Origin of the sequence: Variovorax sp. RKNM96 (assembly GCF_017161115.1) — a bacterium.
Taxonomy (GTDB): domain Bacteria; phylum Pseudomonadota; class Gammaproteobacteria; order Burkholderiales; family Burkholderiaceae_C; genus Variovorax.
In genome coordinates, this window is sequence record NZ_CP046508.1 from 3,164,415 (window position 1) to 3,182,311 (window position 17,897).

The 17,897-nt window shown below is 68.5% G+C and carries 16 protein-coding genes and 1 riboswitch; all 16 genes read left to right on the top strand.

What is annotated here, in order from left to right:
* Nucleotides 1-78 precede the first annotated feature (78 nt).
* The 16 genes from GNX71_RS14565 to GNX71_RS14640 all read left to right on the top strand — a co-directional run bounded on the left by GNX71_RS14565 (nt 79) and on the right by GNX71_RS14640 (nt 17,894).
* Nucleotides 79-1,677, top strand: a complete 1,599-nt coding sequence (locus tag GNX71_RS14565) for a flavin monoamine oxidase family protein (RefSeq protein WP_206178966.1) — start codon at nt 79-81, stop codon at nt 1,675-1,677.
* 25 nt (nt 1,678-1,702) lie between these two features.
* A complete protein-coding gene (locus GNX71_RS14570; RefSeq protein ID WP_241027271.1) occupies nt 1,703-2,125 on the top strand; it encodes a cytochrome c in 423 nt (140 codons plus the stop codon).
* 71 nt (nt 2,126-2,196) lie between these two features.
* The gene (locus GNX71_RS14575; RefSeq protein ID WP_241027319.1) at nt 2,197-2,724 is read left to right on the top strand and encodes a RidA family protein; all 528 of its coding nucleotides are present in this window, start codon (nt 2,197-2,199) and stop codon (nt 2,722-2,724) included.
* A 60-nt stretch (nt 2,725-2,784) separates the two neighbouring features.
* Nucleotides 2,785-3,051, top strand: a riboswitch (cobalamin riboswitch).
* Nucleotides 3,052-3,153: 102 nt separating this feature from the next.
* A complete protein-coding gene (locus tag GNX71_RS14580) occupies nt 3,154-5,118 on the top strand; it encodes a TonB-dependent receptor (protein ID WP_206178969.1) in 1,965 nt (654 codons plus the stop codon).
* Nucleotides 5,103-6,527: a cobyrinate a,c-diamide synthase gene (locus GNX71_RS14585; protein WP_206178970.1), complete on the top strand. Its 1,425-nt coding sequence runs from the start codon at nt 5,103-5,105 to the stop codon at nt 6,525-6,527. The genes GNX71_RS14580 and GNX71_RS14585 overlap by 16 nt, the downstream gene beginning before the upstream one ends.
* Nucleotides 6,517-7,092, top strand: coding sequence for a bifunctional adenosylcobinamide kinase/adenosylcobinamide-phosphate guanylyltransferase (locus tag GNX71_RS14590; protein WP_206178971.1), 576 nt, complete (start codon nt 6,517-6,519; stop codon nt 7,090-7,092). Before GNX71_RS14585 ends, GNX71_RS14590 begins: the two co-directional genes overlap by 11 nt.
* Nucleotides 7,092-7,961 (top strand): helical backbone metal receptor, encoded by an 870-nt coding sequence (locus GNX71_RS14595; RefSeq protein ID WP_206178972.1) that lies wholly within the window; start codon nt 7,092-7,094, stop codon nt 7,959-7,961. The genes GNX71_RS14590 and GNX71_RS14595 overlap by 1 nt, the downstream gene beginning before the upstream one ends.
* An 11-nt stretch (nt 7,962-7,972) precedes the next feature.
* The gene (locus tag GNX71_RS14600; RefSeq protein WP_206179488.1) at nt 7,973-8,983 is read left to right on the top strand and encodes an iron ABC transporter permease; all 1,011 of its coding nucleotides are present in this window, start codon (nt 7,973-7,975) and stop codon (nt 8,981-8,983) included.
* Nucleotides 8,980-9,753 carry an ABC transporter ATP-binding protein gene (locus tag GNX71_RS14605; protein ID WP_206178973.1) on the top strand — a complete coding sequence of 258 codons (774 nt, stop codon included), beginning with the start codon at nt 8,980-8,982 and terminating at the stop codon, nt 9,751-9,753. Before GNX71_RS14600 ends, GNX71_RS14605 begins: the two co-directional genes overlap by 4 nt.
* Nucleotides 9,754-9,766: 13 nt before the next feature.
* On the top strand, nt 9,767-10,336 hold the full coding sequence (cobO, locus tag GNX71_RS14610; protein ID WP_013541785.1) for a cob(I)yrinic acid a,c-diamide adenosyltransferase: 570 nt from the start codon (nt 9,767-9,769) through the stop codon (nt 10,334-10,336).
* Between the two features lie 5 nt (nt 10,337-10,341).
* On the top strand, nt 10,342-11,034 hold the full coding sequence (gene bluB / locus GNX71_RS14615) for a 5,6-dimethylbenzimidazole synthase (protein WP_206178974.1): 693 nt from the start codon (nt 10,342-10,344) through the stop codon (nt 11,032-11,034).
* Complete coding sequence (locus GNX71_RS14620; protein WP_206178975.1) at nt 11,034-11,507, top strand: MotA/TolQ/ExbB proton channel family protein; 474 nt, start codon at nt 11,034-11,036, stop codon at nt 11,505-11,507. The genes bluB and GNX71_RS14620 overlap by 1 nt, the downstream gene beginning before the upstream one ends.
* Nucleotides 11,504-11,860, top strand: a complete 357-nt coding sequence (locus GNX71_RS14625) for a DUF2149 domain-containing protein (protein ID WP_206178976.1) — start codon at nt 11,504-11,506, stop codon at nt 11,858-11,860. Before GNX71_RS14620 ends, GNX71_RS14625 begins: the two co-directional genes overlap by 4 nt.
* The gene (cobN, locus tag GNX71_RS14630; RefSeq protein ID WP_206178977.1) at nt 11,857-15,897 is read left to right on the top strand and encodes a cobaltochelatase subunit CobN; all 4,041 of its coding nucleotides are present in this window, start codon (nt 11,857-11,859) and stop codon (nt 15,895-15,897) included. The genes GNX71_RS14625 and cobN overlap by 4 nt, the downstream gene beginning before the upstream one ends.
* Nucleotides 15,898-15,918: 21 nt before the next feature.
* Entirely contained in the window at nt 15,919-16,887 is a 969-nt protein-coding gene (cbiB, locus tag GNX71_RS14635) for an adenosylcobinamide-phosphate synthase CbiB (protein ID WP_241027272.1), read from the top strand.
* Entirely contained in the window at nt 16,884-17,894 is a 1,011-nt protein-coding gene (locus GNX71_RS14640; RefSeq protein WP_206178979.1) for an aminotransferase class I/II-fold pyridoxal phosphate-dependent enzyme, read from the top strand. Before cbiB ends, GNX71_RS14640 begins: the two co-directional genes overlap by 4 nt.
* Nucleotides 17,895-17,897 lie beyond the last annotated feature (3 nt).

Genomic DNA, 17,897 nt, shown 5'->3' on the forward strand with positions numbered 1-17,897 from the left:
CGGCAGGGCGCGCGGTGCCTTGTCTGGCATGGATTCTGCTGCCTTCGCCGTGGCGTTTCAAACATTTATAGCCACCTCATGACCACGAAGAACAACACTCTATTCAGTCGGCGTGACCTGCTCACGCTCATCGGCAAGACCGCCGGCGGCGGCGCGATGTACCAGGCGATGACTTCTCTCGGTTTCGCTGCCGAGTCCAACTACAACGGCCCTCCGAAACTTGATGGTGCAAAGAAGGGCGCTTCGGTGCTGGTTCTTGGTGCAGGCCTGGCCGGCATGGCCGCTGCGCTCGAGTTGCGCGCCGCGGGCTACTCGGTGAAGGTGCTCGAGTTCAGCAACCGTGCAGGCGGCCGCTGCTGGACGCTGCGCGGCGGCGACACCTTCACCGAACTCGGTGGCGCGGTGCAGCAGTGCGGTTTCGCAAAGGGCGAGTACTTCAATCCCGGTCCGTGGCGCATACCTTTTCATCACCACGCGGTGCTTGGCTACTGCAAGCGGCTGGGCGTTGCGCTCGAGCCTTTCATTCAAGTCAACTACAACGCGCTCGTGCATTCGACCAAGGCCTATGGCGGCAAGCCGCAGCGCTATCGCCATGTGCAGGCCGACTACCAGGGCTATGTGGCCGAGTTGCTCGGCAAGGCGACGCAGCAGGGCAACCTCGATGCGGCGCTGACGAAGGAGGACAAGGAGAAACTGCTCGAAGGCCTGCGCCGCTGGGGCGCGCTCGACACGCAGTTCCGTTATCGCGAAGGCACCATCAGCAGCGACCGCCGCGGCTATGAAGTCGATGCGGGCGGCGGCCTCATGCCGCTGGCCAAGCCATCGAAGCCGCTCGACATGAGCGAGCTGCTGCAATCAAGCCTTTGGCGTTACATCGCAAGCGGACAGGACTACGAATTCCAGAGCGCGATCTTCCAGCCCGTGGGCGGCATGGACATGATCGCCAAGGCCTTCCAGAAAGAAGTCGGCAGCCTCATCCGCTACGGCGCGAAGGTCACCAAGATCGAGCAGAACGACCGCGGCGTCACCGTCACCTACACCGATGAAGCCAAGGGCGGTGCGGTCACGCAGGCCAAGGCCGACTGGTGCCTGTGCACCATTCCGCTGTCGGTGCTGAGCCAGATCGACATCCAGGTCGGCGCCCCGATGCAGGAAGCCATCAACGCCGTGCCCTATGGCGCATCGGTGAAAGTGGGCCTGCAGTTCAAGCGCCGCTTCTGGGAAGAAGACGAGCACATCTACGGCGGCATCAGCTACACCGATTTGCCGATCTCGCGCATCTCGTACCCCTCGACGCGCTACGGCGCCAAGGGCAAGGCGGTGGTGCTCGGCGCCTATGTGTTCGACGGCCCGAATTCCTACGAATTCACCGCGATGGCACCCGAGGAGCGCGTGCGCCGCGCGGTCGAGTTCGGCACGCAGTTGCATCCGCAGTACGCGAGCGAGTTCGACAACGGCATCTCGGTCGGCTGGCACCGCGTGCCCGGCACGCACGGCTGCTACGGCATGTGGACCGACGAGACGCGCCAGAAGCACTACAAGAACCTGTGCCAGGTCGACGGGCGCATCGCGCTCGCGGGCGAACACGCTTCCTACATTCCGGCCTGGCAAGAGGGCGCACTGCTCTCGTCGCTCGATGCCATCCAGCGGCTGCATGCTCGCGCCGTCGCCGCATGACCGCCGAGTGAAGGACACATCCACCATGAACAACAACAACCTCACGACCTTCCGGCACGCACTGCTCGGCCTTTCGTTCGGCGCCATCGCCGCGATGAGCGGGCACGCTTTGGCGCAATCGCCCGAGCCCGCGTTCTCCGTCGGCCCCCGGTTCCAGGAGAGCTCGGGCGAATCGATCTACCGCGCCACCTGCCAGGGCTGCCACATGGCGCAGGGACAGGGCGCGAAAGGCGCGGGCGCGTACCCCGCGCTCGCATCGAATCCGCGCCTGGCGAGCGCGGAGTACCCGCTCTATGTGGTCATCAACGGCCAGAAGGGCATGCCCGCCTTCGGCAAGATGCTGAGCGACGAGCAGATCGCTTCGGTGGTCGGCTATGCGCGCACGCATTTCGGCAACCAGTACGCCGATGCGATTCCCGCGGAGAGCATCAAGAAGCTGCGGCCTTGACTTCCCCGCGACCTCCGGCAGATCCTTCATTTATTCATTCATCCACCAGCAGAGAGACAACACGCATGACCATGACCCTCCTCACCCAGACGAAGAAACTGGCGCTCGCCGCCGCCCTGTTCACAGCCGCTTGCGGTGCGGCGCACGCGGCCGACGACATCATTCGCCACCGCATTCCGAACTCCACCTTCCCGATCTCGGCCGCGGTGGAAATCCCTTCGTCCTTCACCAACGTGTACCTCTCGGGCCAGGTGCCGCCGCTGCAGGATGCGGCCGCGCCCAAGAACAGTGCCGCGGCCTATGGCGGCGACACCAAGAGCCAGACCGTTGGCGTGCTCAAGGCCATCGAGAAAAGCCTCACGGGCCTGGGCCTCACGATGGGGGACGTGGTGAAGATGCAGGTGTTCCTGGTGGGCGACCCGGCCAAGGACAACAAGATGGACTTCGCCGGCTTCATGGAGGGCTACACCCAGTTCTTCGGCACCACGGCGCAGCCCAAACTGCCGGTGCGCTCGGCGATGCAGGTGGCCGCACTGGCCAACCCGGCCTACCTGGTCGAGATCGAGGTGATGGCGGTCCGCCCGGCCAAATCGAAGTAGCCCCCCGGGTACGAGTGGCGCAGCAGCCACAACTTTCGACTTAGCGCCGCCGCCGCAGGGCCTAAAATCCCGCCCGTTGGTGCTCGCGCCGTGGTTCGCACGGCGCAGTTCAACGGGAAGCAGGAGTGAACGCCCCCGAGAAGTCCGCAAGCCGGACATCGGACCAAGGCCGAAGCCGCCTGCGCTGCCCCCGCAACGGTCAAGCAGACGGCGCCGCCAGGCGCCACCCCTTCCATCCAGCCACTGGGCGCCCTGAAACAGGCGCCTGGGAAGGCGGCAGGGGCTGTTCTGCCAGCCCGGATACCGGCCAACAAGGCGGCTGCCGCATGCATGAACGAATAGAACCCGGTTCATGCCCGCGGCGGTCATTGCGCCCAGGGCGCCGGCGGGGAGGCCGGCCAGGGGCATTGACGTTCGTTCGGCTCACTCATGATTTCCTGCGTTTCTCTTTCCCGCGCTTCTCGCGGTCGCGCGCCTGCGCCCATCCGCCATCGCCGCCTTGCCTGCCTGCCGCTCGCACTGGCCTCGGCCTTCGGCGGCCTTGCACTGATCCAACTGCCCACGCTGGCGCATGCGCAGGAACAACAAGCCGCGGCCACGCTCGGCGAAACGGTGGTCACGGCCAACCGCACGCCGCAACCGCTGTCGGACCTCGTAGGCGACGTGACCATCATCGATCGCCAGACCATCGAGCGCAGCGGTGCGACCGGCGTGGCCGATGTGCTGGCACGCCAGCCCGGCATCGAGATCACGCGCAACGGCGGCGTGGGCAACTCCACCAGCCTTTACATCCGCGGGGCCGAGACGCGTTTCACGGCCGTCTACCTGGACGGCGTGCGCATCGACTCGCAATCGACCGGCGGCGCCGGCTGGGAAGGCATTCCGCTTGCGCAGATCGACCGCATCGAAGTGCTGCGCGGCCCGGCCGCCGCGGTGTACGGATCGGACGCCATCGGCGGCGTGATCCAGCTCTTCACCAAGCGCGGCGAAGAGGGCGTGTCGCCCTACGCGGGCATCGGCTTCGGCAGCCACGGCCTGCGCAAGATCGAAGGCGGCGTGAGCGGCAAGTCGGGCCTGTTCGACTATTCGTTCGGTGTCGCGCATGAAGAGAGCAAGGGCTTCAATGTGCAGCCCGCCGACAAGCGCACGCCCTCGAAGGACGGCTTCACCAGCCCCGACCGCGACGGCTACCGCAGCACCTCGGGCAACCTGAAGCTGGGCTTCCAGATCACGCCCGACCAGCGCATCGAAGCCACCTTGCTCCAGAGCAACATCGAAGCCGGCTACGACGCTTCGATCAGCTTCCGGACCAAGCCGCCGATCGTGTTCAGGAACGACGTCTCGACCAACACGCTGCGCACCGCCGGCCTCACCTGGTCGGCCAAGTGGAACGACATCTACAGCACCCGCGTGCAGGTGACCGACTCGCAATCGGTCTACAAGACGCAGCCTTCGTTCTACCGCACCGAAACCAACCTGCGCGGCTACCTGTTCCAGAACGAGTTCCGCTTCGGCCCGCACCTGGTGACGGCCACGCTGGAGCGCCGCGAAGACGCGCTGGAAAACGCACCCACCACCTCGGCCAAGCTGTTCTCGCAAGACCGCTCGCAGAACGCACTCGCGCTCGGCTACGGCTTTGTGCAGGGCCCGCATTCGCTGCAACTGCATGTGCGCCGCGACAGGGACAGCGAGTTCGGCGGCAAGACCACCGGCAGCGCCGCCTACGGCTTCGCCATCCTGCCGTCGCTGCGCTTCACCGCATCGGCCGGCACCGCGTTCCGCGTGCCCACGCTCTACCAGCGCTTCAGCGAATACGGCGTGGCGACGCTGCGGCCCGAAGACAGCCGCAACGTCGAGCTGGGCCTGAACTACGCCAAGGACGGCACCACCGCCGGCATCGTGGTCTACCGCAACCGCGTGCGCAACCTGATCAACTTCGTGGGCACCGCCACGGGCTGCGCCTCGTCGTTCGGCTGCTACACCAACGTGAACCGCGCCACGCTGCAGGGCGCCACGCTGTCGGCCAGCCAGCGCATCGGCGACGTCACGCTGCGCGCCTCGTTCGATGTGCAGGACCCGAAGGACGCCGAGACCGGCAACCTGCTCGCACGCCGCGCCAAGCGCCACGGCACGCTGGGCGCCGACTGGCGCGTGGCCGGCTGGACGCTGGGCGCCGAAGTGCAGGCTTCGAGCCAGCGCTACGACGACACGGCCAACAAGGTCAAGCTCGGCGGCTACACGCTGCTGAACCTGTCGGCCAGTACGCAGATCGCACGGGACCTGAACCTCGTGGCCCGCATCGACAATGTGGGCGACAAGGACTACCAGTACGCACGCCTCTACGCCAACGGGGGCCGCAGCGCCTACCTCGGCCTCAAGTGGACACCGCAGTAAACGACCTTTCGCCACGACACGGCACCGCAGCCACCTGTGCCGCGGTGCTGATCGCCGCGCCGGCCTCGGGGCAGGGCAAGACCACGGTGGCGGCTGCGCTCGCGCGGCTGCATGCGCGCAAGGGCCGGCGGGTGCGGGCCTTCAAGTGCGGGCCTGACTTTCTCGATCCGCACTGGCTGGCGCTCGCCACCGGCGCGCCGGTGCATTCGCTGGACCTGTGGATGACGGGCGAGGCCGATTGCAGGACCCGCCTGCGTGCCGCGGCGGTCGATGCCGATCTCGTGATCGTCGAAGGCGTGATGGGTCTGTTCGACGGCACGCCGAGCGCGGCCGATCTCGCGGAGCGCTTCGGCCTCCCGGTGCTGGCCGTGATCGATGTGCACGCGATGGCCGGCACCTTCGGGGCGCTGGCCTATGGACTGCAGAACTTCAAGCCCGGCCTGCCGTGGGCCGGCGTGCTGGCCAATCGCGTGGCGAGCGAGCGGCACGCGGGCATGCTGAAGGACGCATTGCGCGAGCCTTCGCAATGGATGGGTGCCTTGCCGCGCGATCCGAGGTTCGCGTTGCCCGAGCGGCACCTGGGCCTCGTCGGCGCGGGCGAGCTCGACGACGCGATGGCGCGGCTCGATGCGGCGGCCGATGTGCTGGCCGAGACTCCCTTGGGCCAATTGCCGGTCTCGCAGTTGCCGCAGGTGCGCTTCGCTGTGCCCGCCGCGGAAGAGCCCGCCACGTCGCCGCTGCTGGCAGGCCGCACGATCGCCATCGCGCGCGATGCGGCGTTCTCCTTTATCTATCCCGCGAACCTCGACGTGCTCTCGGCACTCGGCGCGCGGCTTTCATTCTTTTCGCCGCTGGCGGGCGATTCGTTGCCGGCCTGCGACGCCGTCTGGCTTCCGGGCGGCTACCCCGAGCTGCATGCCGAAGCCCTGGCAGCCAACGAATCGATGCGTGCCTCCCTGGCCGCGCACGCCGCCGCGGGCAAGCCCATCTGGGCCGAGTGCGGCGGCATGATGGCGTTGTTCGACGAACTGGCCACGCACACCGATGCGGAGCCGCAGCAGGTCCACCGCGTGTGGGGCCTGCTTCCCGGCCGCGTGACGATGCAAAAGCGCCTTGCCGGCCTCGGACCGCAACAGCTTCAGCTTGGAAGCCACACCCTGCGCGGCCACACCTTTCACTATTCGCGCTGCGAAACGCCGCTCGTACCTTCGGCCCACACCGCCCGGCCCGGCGCCACGCAGGCTGTCGGTGCGCGCGGAGGCGAGGCTTTCTATGTGCATGGCCCGGTGCGGGCCAGCTATTTCCACGCATGGTTCGCCTCCAGTCCGGAAGCCGCGGCGCGGCTCTTCGGCGCCATGCCGATCGAGCTGGGCCACGATGCAGCAAAGGGAGAGATCGATGAGCGTTGAGCACGAATTCATCCTCGGTGGACAAAAGAGCGGCAAGTCGCGCCGCGCCGAGCAGCGCGCCATCGACTGGCTCGCCGCCGCGCCCGGCACCAACCGCGCCGTGCTGATCGCCACCGCCCAGGCCTACGACGACGAGATGCAGGAGCGCATCGTGCGCCACCAGGCCGACCGCGCCGAGCGCGTGCCCGGCATGCGGACCATCGAGGAGCCGGTCGAGCTCGCGCGCGCCATCGTCACCCAGAGCGCACCCGAGACGCTGGTGGTGGTCGACTGCCTCACGCTCTGGCTCACCAACCTGCTGATGCCGTTGCGCACCGAAGCCGCGCGGCCGGTGACGCGCACGCCCTCGGCCCATATCACCATGTTGCTGATCGCCCTGCGCGAGGCGCGCGGACCGGTGGTGCTGGTCGGCAACGAGATCGGCCTGGGCGTGATTCCGCTCGGGCGCGAGACCCGCGCCTTCGTCGATGCGCTGGGCCGGCTGAACCAGGACGTGGCCGCCGCCTGCAGCCGCGTGACGCTGATGGCGGCCGGCCTGCCGCTGAGCCTGAAGGCGCCCGCCTGATGAAGCTGCGCCGGATTTCATCGTTCGCCGCTGCCATCGGCCTGATGCTGTGCGCACTCGCGGCGCACGCCTTCGACGTGGTCGACGAACGCGGCGTCACCGTGAGCCTGCCGCAGCCGCCACAGCGCATCGTCTCGCTCCTGCCATCGCTCACCGAATCCGTCTGCGCGCTCGGCGCCTGCGAGCGGCTGGTGGGTGTCGACAACTATTCCAACTCGCCGGCGGCCGTGCGCGCCTTGCCGCAGATGGGCGGCGGCATCGATCCCAACGTGGAAGCCATCGTCGCGCTCAAGCCCGATGCGGTGCTGCTGGCCAAGTCGTCGCGCGTCACGCAGCGGCTCGAGGCGCTGGGCCTGAAGGTGCTGGTGCTCGAACCCAAGAGCCATGCCGATGTGCAGCGCGTGCTAGACAAGCTCGACCAGGTGCTCGGCACGCACGAGGCGCCGCGCGTCTGGCGCGTGATCGATGCGAGCGTGTCGGCGGCGGCGCAGTCAGTGCCTGCGAGCGCGAAGGGCAAGCGCGTGTACTTCGAGGTCAACAGCACGCCGTATGCGGCGGGCGAGTCGTCGTTCATCGGCGAGACGCTCACGCGGCTGGGCATGAAGAACATCGTGCCGGCCAAGCTCGGGCCGTTTCCCAAGCTCAACCCCGAGTACGTGGTGCGCGCCAATCCCGACCTCATCATGGTCAGCGTGCGCAGCGCGCAGGGGCTGGAGCAGCGGCCCGGCTGGGGCGGCATCCGCGCGGTGCGCGAAGGACGCATCTGCCGTTTCGATGCGCTGCAGTCCGATGTGCTCGTGCGCCCCGGTCCGCGGATGGACGAAGCGGCGCGCTTGATGGCGCAATGCCTGGTGGACAAGGGCCAGTGAACGCCGCCCACATGCATACCGCGCACTTGCGCCGCGTCGTGTTGCTCGGCGCGGCCCTGCTGGGGCTGGGCGTCGCGCTGCTGCTGTTCGGCCTCGGCATCGGCAGCACCGGTTTCGAGAGCCTGCTGGCCGCGCGGCACGACCCGGTCGCGCTGCAGATCGTGTGGGACATCCGCCTGCCGCGCACGCTTGGCGCGTGGCTTGCGGGCGCGTTGCTCGGGCTCGCCGGGGCGGTGGCGCAGGGGCTGTTCCGCAATCCGCTGGCCGATCCTTATCTGCTCGGCAGCGCCTCGGGCGCATCGCTGGGCGTGGCGGTGGCGCTGATGATGTTCGGTGGTTCGGCCGCGAGCACGCAGTGGGTGATGCGCCTCGGGCTCACCGGCGCGGCCTTCATCGGCGCCGTGCTCGCGGTGCTGCTCACGCTGACGCTGGCGCGCGGTGTGCAGCAGACGCTGCGGCTGCTGCTCGCGGGCGTGATCGTCGGCGTGGTGCTCGGCGCCGCGAAGGATCTGATCACCATCGCTTCGGCGGACATCCTGCAGGCCATCCAGGGTTTCATCCTCGGCAGCACTGGTCTCGTCGGCTGGAGCGCCTGCGCCGTGATGGGCGCGGTCTGCGCGGTGTGCCTGCTGGCGGCCTGGGCGCTCGCGCCGGTGCTTGATGGGTTGGCGCTCGGCGAGGCGACCGCCCGCAGCCTGGGCCTGCCGCTGGGCGCCATGCGCGCCGCGCTGGTCGTGGTACTCGCGCTCGCCACCGGCGCGGCCGTTGCGCAGACCGGCTTGATCGCTTTCGTCGGCCTCGCGGCGCCGCATCTCGTGCGCTCGGTGGTCAAGACCACGCATGCGCGGTTGATCGTGCTCGCGGCGTTGATGGGCGGCCTGTTGTTGATGGCGGCCGACCTGCTGGCGCGCTGGCTGATCGCGCCGCAGGAGCTGCCGGTGGGCGTGCTCACCGCTGTGCTCGGTGGCAGCTATCTGCTGTGGCTCATGCATCGACGCGGCGCGCGTGGAGGCCTGGCATGAGCGGCCCCGCCATCGAGGCTCGCCAAGTCAGCGCCACGCTCGGCACGACCGAGGTGCTGCACGGCATCGATCTCGCACTTTCGTCCGCCCGCTGGACCAGCATCGTCGGCCCGAACGGCGCGGGCAAGTCGACGCTGCTCAAGGCGCTCGCGGGCCTGCTCGCGCATCGCGGCGAGGTGCGGCTGTTTGGCGAGGCCGAGGGAAAGATCCCGGCCCGCATCCGCGCGCAGCGCCTCTCGTGGCTCGGCCAGAGCGGCACGGGCGAGGCGAGCGCCGACGACCTGATGGTCTACGACGTCGCCATGCTCGGCCGCCTGCCGCATCAGCGCTGGCTCGCGGCTCCGAGTGCGGCCGACCGCGACGCCGTGGAGCGCGCGCTGCGCAGCACGCAAGCCTGGGATTGGCGCGACCGCCCGCTCGGCCAGCTCTCGGGCGGCGAGCGCCAACGTGTGCTGCTCGCTCGCGCACTCGCCGTCGAGGCCCAGGTGCTGCTGATGGACGAGCCGCTCGCCAACCTCGACCCGCCGCACCAGGCCGACTGGATGCAGACCGCCCGTGCGCTCGTGGCCCAGGGCCGTACCGTGGTCAGCGTGCTGCACGAACTGCCGATGGCACTGGCCGCCGACGAAATGGTCGTGATGGACAAGGGCCGCGTGGTGCACCACGGCGGCTGCGACGACCCGGCCACCCACACCGCGCTCGAACAGGTGTTCGACCACCGCATCCGCGTGCACCGCGTGGCGGACCAGTGGATCGCGCTGCCGAAATAAGCAAGGAACACACATGCAGATCGAAACTCCCCCCAGCGAAAAGCCCTACGAGAAGCCCGAGGGCGAACGCCGCGGCATCGTCATCGTCAACACCGGCGACGGCAAGGGCAAGAGCACCGCAGCCTTCGGCCTCGCGCTGCGCGCCCATGGCCGCGGCAAGGCCGTGAAGATCTACCAGTTCATGAAGGTGCCCTCGGCGCGCTTCGGCGAACACCGCATGTTCGAGCAGATCGGCATTCCGATCGAAGGGCTCGGCGACGGCTTCAGCTGGAAGAGCCAGGACCTCGAACGCTCGGGCCAGCTTGCGCGCGACGGGTGGGAGAAGGCCAAGGCGGCGATCCTCTCGGGCGAATTCTTCCTCGTGGTGCTCGACGAGATCACGTATCCGCTGATCTACGGCTGGCTGCCGCTCGAAGGCGTGCTTGAAACGCTGCGTGCGCGGCCCAAGCACGTGCATGTGGCGCTCACGGGACGCCGCTGCCCACCGGAAATCATCGAGCTGGCCGATACCGTGACCGAGATGACGATGGTCAAGCACGCGTTCAAGGCCGGCATTCCGGCGCAGCGCGGCATCGAAGATTGAGCGCGATGGCGCAGCAACACGCATTCGCGGCCGACGAGGCGAGGGCGGTGTACCGCGCCATTCGCGAGCGGCGCGATATGCGGCACTTCGCGGGCGGCGAGGTGGCGCCCGAGATGCTGCGCAAGCTGCTCGAAGCGGCGCATCACGCGCCCAGCGTCGGGTTCATGCAGCCGTGGCGCTTCATCCGCGTTCGCGATGCCGCGTTGCGCCAGCGCCTGCACGATACGGTCGAGCGCGAACGCGTGCTCACGGCGCGCGCCCTTGGCGAGCGCGAGGACGAGTTCATGCGCCTGAAGGTGCAGGGCCTTCTCGATGCGGCCGAGTTGCTGGCCGTGTCGCTCGCGGACGATCGAGACAGGCACGTGTTCGGCCGCCGCACCCTGCCGCAGATGGACCTGGCCTCGGCCTCCTGCGCCATCCAGAACCTCTGGCTCGCGGCGCGCGCCGAGGGGCTGGGCATGGGGTGGGTGTCGCTGTTCGACCCGGTCGAACTGAGCGCCTTGCTCGGCCTGCCCGAAGGCGCCGAACCCATCGCGCTGCTGTGCCTTGGCCCGGTGCACGATTTCTACGAAGAGCCGATGCTGCAGCGCGAACGCTGGGCGAAGCGCGAGCCGCTCTCTTCGCTCGTGTTCGACGAATGCTGGGGCCAGCCGTCGGACCTGTTTTCTCCCACCCCATCCGCCGTGGAACCTGCCTGATGCCGGCCTTCGATTCCGTTCTCTTCGAACTCGCGCGCCTGTTCCTCTGGCCCGTGACGATCGGCGTGCTGCTGTCCTTCGTCTACGCGGTGTACTGCCTTGGCGCCTTCGGCATCGAGTACCTGCAACGCCGCCGCAACCCGTTGCGCGCGCTGGTGCTGAAGCGCCACGCCGATGCGAGCCAGGAGCAGATGGAGCTGGTGGTGCTCAAGCAACTCGAAGGCGTGCGCCTGTGCAGCCGCGTGGCGCCGATGCTCGGGCTGATCGCCACGATGATCCCGATGGGGCCTGCGCTGGTGGCCGTTGCCTCGGGCGAATCGCAGGGCGTGGCGCAAAGCCTCGCGCCTGCGTTCGCCGCAGTGATCGTGGCGCTGGCTTCGGCCTCGATCACTTTCGTGGTCTACACCGTGCGCCGGCGCTGGCTGATGCGCGAGCTGGTGACGGTGCTCGATGCGCGGGACCGCCTCTCATGAGCCGCAGGCAGTTCTCGATATTGAGCAGCCTCGACAGTGATGACGACGACCCGGTGCTCTCGACCATCAACCTGATCGACGTGTTCATGGTGGTGATCGGCATGCTGATGATCGCGGTCATCAACAACCCGATAAACCCGTTCGCGCAGGACAAGGTCACGATCATCCGCAACGAGGGCAAGCCGGACATGGAGATCATCACGCGCGAGGGGCAGAAGGTCACGCGCTTCAAGGCCAGCGGCGCGACGGGGCAGGGCGACGGCGAGAAGGCCGGCACGGCCTGGCGGTTGAAGGACGGCACGATGGTCTATGTGCCTGCGGGCGCCGTTCCTGCGGTTCAGGGCGGGAAGTGACGCGCCTCCTTGTCTGGCTCTTGCTGATGGCGCTGGCGTTCTGCGCGCACGCCGAGCCGGACGAGCCTTCGCGCATCGTGGTGCTCAGTACGTCGCTGGTGTCGCCGGCGCGCGTGGTGCGGCTGCAGGAGGCGGCGCGCGAAGTGGGATTGCCTTTGCAGGTGGTGTCGGCTGCGAAGGATTCGCCAGAAGCGCTGGCTGCGGCACTGGCCGGCGTGCGGCTGCTGGTGATCGATGCGCCGCACATCAGCGTGGCGCAGGCCGCGGCGGCGCGATTCGGTGATGTGATTTCTCGCGGTGCCGTGCCGTATGTGTTGATCGGAGAGTTCGCGCTCGTTGCCAAGGGGCAGGCATCGAGTGCGGCACCGCTCGCAGCCGAAAGGGGCGTCGATTCGATCTGGGCACAGCTACTGCGTGAGTACTGGCGGTTCGCGGGCACGGCCAACCTGAAGTCGGCGATGAAGGCGCTGGCGCAGATCGACGATGTGAACGGACTACCGCCGCCCGTGCCGACGCCGCTCTCGGGCTTCTATCACCCGCGCTGGCCGCGCATCGAAACGGATATCTCTGCAATTGCCGGGCTGGCTGGCACCGCCGGAACCGTCGCCATCGCCGTCAACAGCGCCACTTTCACGGGTGACGACACTGGCTGGCTCGACAGCCTGATCGGCGCACTCGAACAGCGCGGCCTGCGCGCCTATGCCTTCTACGGCCCGCGCCAGCAGAAGGACCTGTTCTTTCGCATGACGCACGCCGCTGGAGCGGAGGAGCGCCGCATGGCCGACCTGATCGTCAACGCCTCGCTGGTCTTCACGCCGAACGAGCGCAAGGCCGAGCTGGAACGCATCGGTGTGCCGGTGCTGCAGACGCTGCCGTCGCTCGCGATGGATGCCGCGCAGTGGGCAGAGAGCAAGGACGGCCTCGCACAGACCGACATTGCCTCGTACTACAGCCCGAGCGAACTGGCCGGCATGACCGATCCGATGCTCGTGAGCGCACGCGATGCCGCCGCCGGCACGCTGCAGCCGCTGCCTGCGCAGATCGACGCGGTGGCTGCCAAGTCGGCCGCGCTGCTGCGCCTGCAGCGCACGCCGGCCGCGGACCGGCGCGTCGCGATGCTGGTCTACAACTACCCGCCCGGCGAGGCGAACTTCGGCGCGTCGTTTCTCAACGTGCCGCGCAGCGTGAACAACATGCTCGCGGCCATGCAGTCGGCGGGCTACCGCACCGCGATACCCGGTGCGGATGCGCTCATCGCGCAGGTGCAGGCCACGATGAAGGCCTACTACCCGGTCGATGGCGGCGATGCGTTGCAGCCGCTGCTCGACAAGGGACTGGCCGATTCGCTGCCGCTGTCGCGCTACATCACATGGTTTCGCGCATTGCCTGCCGAGACGCAACGCCGCATCGAGAGCTACTGGGGGCCGCCGGAGAAATCGACGATGCTGCGGCCCGTCGCGGGCGAGCAGGCCTTCGTCATTCCGCGCGTGCAGTTCGGCCATGTCGTCGTGCTGCGCCAGCCGCCGCGCTTCGAGCCGGGGACGCAGGTGGCGGGCAAGGCCGAGCAGGTCTACCACCGCTCGGCGATTCCGCTGAGCCACGGCTACCTCGCGACTTATCTCTGGCTGCGCACCCAGTTCGGCGCGAGTGCGGTCGTGCATGTGGGCACGCACGGCACGGTCGAATGGTCGGCGGGCAAGGAGCGCGGGCTCTCGGTGCAGGACGATCCGCTGCTTGCGCTCGGTGACCTGCCCAACGTCTATCCGTACATCATGGACAACCTCGGCGAGGCCACGACCGCCAAGCGCCGCGGCCGCGCGACGATGGTGAGCCACTCGACGCCGATGTTCGCGCCCGTGGGCTTTAGGCCCGGCGTGCAGGCGATGCATGAGCGGATGCACGACTGGGAGACGCTGTCGCCCGGGCCGGTGAAAAGTGCGATGGAAAAACGGCTCGCTGCAGAGTTCGTCGAACAGCACTACGACCGCGACCTGAAATGGCCGCCCGCGCGCATTCGCGCCGACTTCGCGGGCTTCATCGCGGTGCTGCATCCGTACCTGGACGAACTGGCGCAGACCGCGCAGCCGCTGGGCCTGGCGACCTTCGGGCAAGCACCCGATGCGGAGCGGCGTCGCATGACCATCCTGCAGATCCTGGGCAAGCCCTTGGCCGAGGCGCTGGGGGAAGACATCGATGAGGCGTTCCTGATCGATGCGAAGAACATCGCGGCCTCACGCGCGGCACGATGGGTCGAAATCGCGGTCAAGGACGTCGAAGCCGCGAGCGCGATGGGCGCAGACGCCGCGAAGGCTGAAGCGTTGCGAGCCATGGCTCAACGCGCGCAGAAGATCGACGCCGCACTCGCGCACAACGAAGAAATCGAAGGCCTGCTCACTGCACTCGATGGTCGTTACCTCAAGGCCAGCTACGGCGGTGACCCCGTGCGCAACCCCGACAGCCTTCCGACCGGTCGCAATCTCTACGGCTTCGACCCGAGCCGCGTGCCGACGCGCACCGCGTGGGACATCGGCGTCGCCGCGATGGATGCCTGGATCGCCGAGCACGCCAAGACCCACGCCGGCAAGCCGCCCGAGAAGATTGCCTTCACCCTCTGGGCCGGCGAGGCCTCGCGCCACCAGGGCGTGCTGGAGAGCCAGGCCTTCTACGCCATGGGCGTGAAGCCGCGCTGGGACGAGGCAGGCCGCATCGCCGGCATCGAGGTGCTGCCCGCATCGACGTTGAAGCGGCCGCGCATGGATGTGCTGGTCAGCGTCACCGGTTCGTACCGCGATCAGTTCCCGAACGTGATGCGCTGGCTCGACGAGGCGGTGCAGCAGGTGGCCGCCTTGAACGAGCCCGGCAACGCCGTCGCGCAACACAGCGACGCGCTGGCCCGCAAGTTGCGCGCGGAAGGCGCCACGCCGGCCGAAGCGAAGCGCTGGTCGACCGCGCGCGTGTTCTCGAACGAGCAGGGCAGCTACGGCGCCGGGCTCGAGGAGGCCGCGCTCGCAAGCGACGTGTGGACTTCGCAGCGGCGCGGCGGTGGCGATGCGCAGATGGCGCAGCTCTACACGGACCGCATGGGGCACGCGTACGGCCAGGGGCTCGACGGCACAGCGCGGCCGGGTGCGTACGCCGGCAATCTCGCGCAGGTCGATGCGGCGCTGATGGCGCGCACGTCGAATCTCTATGGCGTGCTCACCAACGACGACCCGTTCCAGTATCTGGGCGGCATCGCGCAAGCCGTGCGGCAACTCACGGGCAAGGATCCGGCGCTGTACGTGCAGAACCTGCGCGACGGCGGCGCGGTGCGCACCGACACCGCCGCCGGCGCCATCGCGCGCGAGATGCAGACGCGCTACCTGCATCCGCAATGGATCGAAGCGCAGAAGGCCGAGGGCTACAGCGGCACGCTGCAGGTGCTCAAGACCGCGCAGTTCCTCTGGGGCTGGCAGGTCACCGCGCCTGGCACTGTGAGGCAGGACCAGTGGCAGTCGCTGCACGACGTGTATGTGCGCGACCGATACAAGCTGGGCACGCGCGAATGGCTGGAGGGCGACAACCGCGCAGCCTTCGCGCAGACGCTGGAGCGCATGCTCGATGCGGTGCGGTTGAACTATTGGGCGCCCGATACCGTGACGCGGCGGGAGCTGGCAACGGCCTACGCCGAGGCTGTGCGTGCCACGGGTCTTCGCGAGCGCAATGTGGCGGTGCAGCGCTTCGTGCAGGCGGAACTGGCGCCGCGGGTCACTGCGCCGGTTGAAATGCGGGAAGCACAGAGGACGCTCGTGGCAGCGCCGATCGCCGCACCTTCGCCGGCACAGGCGCCCGACGAGGCGACACCCACGGCAGACAGCAGCGCCCAGCCCGTGACCGGCCTCAAGCTCGAACCCACGCCCGACGAGGTACCGCCACCGAAGGCGGAGACTGTGGTGCTCCGTCTCTGGGTCGCATTCGGCGCGGCGTTGCTCATCGCGCTCGGCGCCTTCGTGCAGTGGCGGCGCGGCCGAACGCGGCACCCGGCAGCCTCCGCCTGATTCGCGAGAATGACGGCGCCCATGCCAGCCTTCTCCTTCGCCCATGCCCTCGTCGCCGTCGCGGCGCTCTGGCTTGCGCTGGTCATCGACCGCTGGCTGGGCGAACCCACGGCGCGTTTGCACCCGGTGGTGTGGATGGGCCAGTACCTCGGCTGGATCGGCTCGCGCATCGCGCCGCAGCCGCATCAGGCCAAGCGCGTGGACCTGCCGCTGTTCTTCATTGGCGCGTTGACGTGGTGCATCGGCGGCACGGCGGTCTGGTGCGCGGCGCTGCTGCTGCAATCGCTCATCACGCTGCACCTCCCTGCATGGGCCGCGGCCGTGCTGTTGGGGCTGTTGCTCAAGCCGCTCTTCGCATGGCGGATGCTGCGCGACGAAGTGCTCGCGGTCGAGGCGGCGCTGGCCGTGTCGCTCGATGCGGGCCGGGCGCAACTGGCCCGGCTGGTGAGCCGCGATGTTTCCGCGCTCAGCGAGCGCGAGGTGCGCGAGAGCGCGATCGAATCGCTGGCCGAAAACCTCAACGACTCGCTGGTGGCGCCGCTGTTCTGGTTCGTGCTGCTCGGCCTGCCGGGCGCGGCCCTCTACCGCTTCGCCAACACGGCAGATGCGATGTGGGGCTACCGCGGTTTGCGCAACGGCCGCGACTGGACCTGGCTCGGCAAATGGGCCGCACGCGCCGACGATGTGCTCTCGTGGCTTCCGGCGCGCATCACCGTGCTGCTGCTGGTGCTGGCGGCATGGCAGTGGCCGAGGGACCTGGGGCGCGAGGCGCGCCGCACACCGTCACCCAACAGTGGCTGGCCCATGGCGGCGATGGCGCTGCTTGTCGGTGTGCGACTGGCCAAGCCCGGCGTCTACACCTTGAACGGCGAAGGGCGCAAAGCCGCGGCGGCAGATACGCACCGCACCGCCGTGCTGGGCGGCAGGGCGGTGCTGGCGTGGGCGGTGGTCGCGTCGGGGGCGATCCTTGCGATGGCGAGGTGGCCATGACATCCACCGGTGCCCTGCACGGCGGCCCCGACGAGACCGGCGCCGCGCTGCACGATTTCTCGACCAATGGCAACGCGGTGGGCGCGTGTCCGGCGGCGGTGGCTGCGTTGCGCGCGGTCGATGCGGCGCACTATCCCGATCCGCGGTACATGTCGCTGCGTGAAAGGCTCGCAGCATTTCACGGTGTCGCGGGCGAGCGCATCGTGATCGCCGCGAGCGCGAGCGAATTCATCCATCGCATCAGCGCGGCTGTCGCGCAGCGCGGCGGCCGGCAGGTCTGGTTGCCTGCGCATAGCTACGGCGACTACGAGCGTGCGGCGCAAGCTTGGGGGCTGCAAGTGTTGCGTGCGCCCGAGCCGCACGACGGCGCTGGGTTGCACTGGTGCTGCGAGCCATCCAGTCCGCTCGGGCAGGCGCAGGCCGATCTCGCGTTGCATGCGCAATCCGGCGGCACCTGCGTGCTCGACATGGCCTACGAACCGCTGCGCCTCGAAGGCCAGGCGTCGCTCGATGCCGCGCAGCGCAACCGCGTCTGGCAACTCTGGACGCCGAACAAGGCCATGGGCCTCACCGGCATCCGCGCCGCCTATGCGATCGCACCCGACGACGCCGCTGCCCAGTCTCTGATGCGGCGGCTCGAACGACTCGCACCGTCGTGGCCAATCGGCACACACGGCGTGGCATTGCTCGAAACCTGGGCCGGTGACGAAGCACAAGCCTGGCTCGCCCAAAGCCTGCAGACCTTGCGAACCTGGAAGGCGCAACAGCGCGCCCTCTGCGAATCGCTGAACTGGCAGTGCCTCCCCAGCGACGCCAATTTCTTCTGCGCCCGCACCGACACCCCGTACACCCGATTGACAACCGCCTTGCGCGCCGACGGCATCAAGCTGCGCGACTGCGCCTCCTTCGGTTTGCCGGGTCACGTGCGCTTGGGCGTGCTGCCGCCGCAGAGCCAGCAGGCGCTGAAGGAGGCCTGGACACACGCAGCCGCTTGCACCGAAGATTGAAAA